Raw genomic sequence first — 2,576 nt, 5'->3', positions numbered from 1 at the left:
AGATCACCCGAGCTGTGCTCGTACTTCAAATCCGAGAAGCAGGATGAAAAGGGCTCAGTGCGTGATCCGGGCATGTATCGAGGATAAGGTCAGAGAGGCCAAGAGGATCCTACAGTCAGGTTTTTGGTCAGGCTCCGCCCAGTCGAGGTCCACAGAGGTCATGCACTTCACAGGAAACGCCGGACTTTCCCACAGCTGTTTCAAAGTCCGGTGGCACCCCGGAACCCCAACATCGTTGTTTTAAGGTGTTTCCGCTGGTGCGGAGCTGCGGGTCGGGGTGGTGTTCACGACCGCGACCGCCCGCGAGATACTCCAGAGCGTGACAAACGCTGCTGACCGTGCCTCCTTCGGCGTGCTGACCCAGACCTTCGCCGCGGACCTGGTCGACCTCGTGACCACCCAAGGCGGTGCCCTCCAGCAACGACGGCGTGAGCTGCCCGCACGGCTGACCCTGTACCTGGTGCTGGCGCTGTGGCTGTGGCGGAACCTGTCCTACAAGGAAATCTGGCGGCGACTGGCCGACGGCTGCGCGTTCAGCGGCGGGGACCAGCACCTGGCCGTTCCGGCCTCGGACGCACCCGAGGCCTCCAGCGTGACCCGGGCACGGGCCAGACTCGGCACCGAGCCGCTGGCGCTGCTGTTCGCCCGCACCGCCGGGCCCCTGGCCCCGGCGGACACCCCGGGGGCGTTCTGGCGCGGCTACCGCCTGACCGCGGTGGACGGCACCTGCCTGGACGTGCCCGACACGGCGGCGAACCGGGCCGCGTTCAGCGGCCCCACCGACAGGACCTTCCCCCAGATCCGCCTGGTCGCGCACTGCGAGATCGGCACCCGCTGCCTCATCGACGCCTCCTTCGACGCCTACAACACCAGCGAGAAGGCCCTGTGCGAGGCCCTGGCGCCCTCCTTCGCACCCGACATGCTCACCGTCTTCGACGCCGGGTTCTGCGGCACCGACCTGTACCGCACGATCACCGCCACCGGCGCCCACGTCATCATGCGCGCCGGAGCCCAGTTCGACCTGGTCCCCGTCCAGGTGCTGGCCGACGGCTCCTACACCGCGCACCTGAAGAAGGGCGGCCCGCTGGTACGCGTGATCGAGTACACCGTCTACACCGACACCGGCCGAACCGAGACCACCGGTGAGACGATCACCCTGGTCACCAGCCTGCTCGATCCCGGCCGCTACCCCATTGCCGACTTCCCGGGCCTGTACGCCTCCCGCTGGGAGGCAGAGATCCTCTACGACGCGGTCAAGACCGAGCTGCGCGGGGGCGCGACGGTGCGCTTTCGCTCCCAGACCCCCGACCTGGTCCGCCAGGAGGCCTGGGCCCTGCTGCTGGCCTACCAGGCGGTATCGGACCTGATCACCCGCGCCGCCGGGTACGCACGGCTGGATCCGGACCGGGTCAGCTTCACCACCGCCCTGAACACCGCACGCCGGTCGGTCAACCAGACCGGTCGGCGTTTTTCCCCCTGAGCACCTGAGGGCCCTGGACGTGTGGGCGTTCGGCGAGCTCCTGGACGACCTGCTGCCCCGGCGCCGCTCGCGGTCCGCTCCCCGAGAGGTCACCCGGCGCTCCTTCCGGTTCCCCACCCGTGACCGGACCACGCCCGCATCACCCGGACGGGGAGCGAACGCGCCTGAGGTCTACCGGTGGGCATGGTCGGTGTACTTGGGCGATGGGATGCGGGCACTGGCTGCGCAGGGCCGATGGCAAGACGCTGCCGAGCAGGCGCGTCTGCTCGGCGGCGTCGGCCAGAGACTCTTCGACGGGCGCCAGGTCACCGTCCTCGCTCGACTCGCCGGCGGTGAGGCCGCACCGGCGCTGAGGTTGGTCGAGGAGAGCGAGGTTCATGAACCCTGGGAACGCTGCGTGCAGCTGATCCTTCGCCTGCGTTGCGACCAGGAAGCGGAGGGTGCCGACGAGTTGGTCGAGAACATCCGCACCTTGGAAACGCCGCTGTTCGCCACCCGGGCTGGACTCACCGCGTTTGCCCTCCTGATCCGCGACCGGCGGCTCACTGAAAGGCTGCTGCTCTGGCTGATCGAAACCGCGTCGAAGGACGGCTACGCAGCCAGCGACCTGCTGGATGGCACAGGCGCCGACCTCCTGGGAACCCAGCGCAAGAGCTTGGCCGGGTCGTGCGCCAAGGCAGGGCTCGGGCCGAACACCCTCCCTGAACAGCTCCTCAGCCAGGTACGCCGTGCCCTCCAAGACTTGTCACAGCAATGACCGCTTCCGCGGTGAACGGTGCTCGAGATCAGGTTGGCTGTACCTGAGGACCGTGCATGTTCCCGAAACTGGCTCTGATGCGCAGACTCGGGTCTCTGTGTTCACAGTCCACGTTTTCAACGAAGCGCGCAGAGTCTCCACCGCCCCCGCGGGGGAGGGTAGGTGCCAATTGACCGCCACTCACACAACAACCTGGTCGAAACGGCCCTGATGACCCCACTGTTTGACCAGTCGCCCCCAGCGTTCCTTGTGCTCGAAGCGGTGGGCGATCTCCCTGCCGCTAGTGCTGTGGCCGGAAACGTTCACCCGGGTGTGCTCAGGCCGCGGTGGCCAGTGGGC

General features: G+C 67.7%; 2 protein-coding genes. Both read left to right on the top strand.

The genetic code is table 11. The features are described 5' to 3' along the window. Positions 1-319: 319 nt before the first annotated feature. Positions 320-1,480 (top strand): IS4 family transposase, encoded by a 1,161-nt coding sequence (locus D456_RS0123215; RefSeq protein WP_239643905.1) that lies wholly within the window; start codon positions 320-322, stop codon positions 1,478-1,480. Positions 1,481-1,499: 19 nt separating this feature from the next. Further along, positions 1,500-2,237 (top strand): hypothetical protein, encoded by a 738-nt coding sequence (locus D456_RS24900; protein WP_017578567.1) that lies wholly within the window; start codon positions 1,500-1,502, stop codon positions 2,235-2,237. Positions 2,238-2,576: the final 339 nt, after the last annotated feature.

The organism is Nocardiopsis kunsanensis DSM 44524, from assembly GCF_000340965.1.
Lineage (GTDB): Bacteria > Actinomycetota > Actinomycetes > Streptosporangiales > Streptosporangiaceae > Nocardiopsis > Nocardiopsis kunsanensis.
This window is presented reverse-complemented; position numbering and strand designations above follow the sequence as displayed.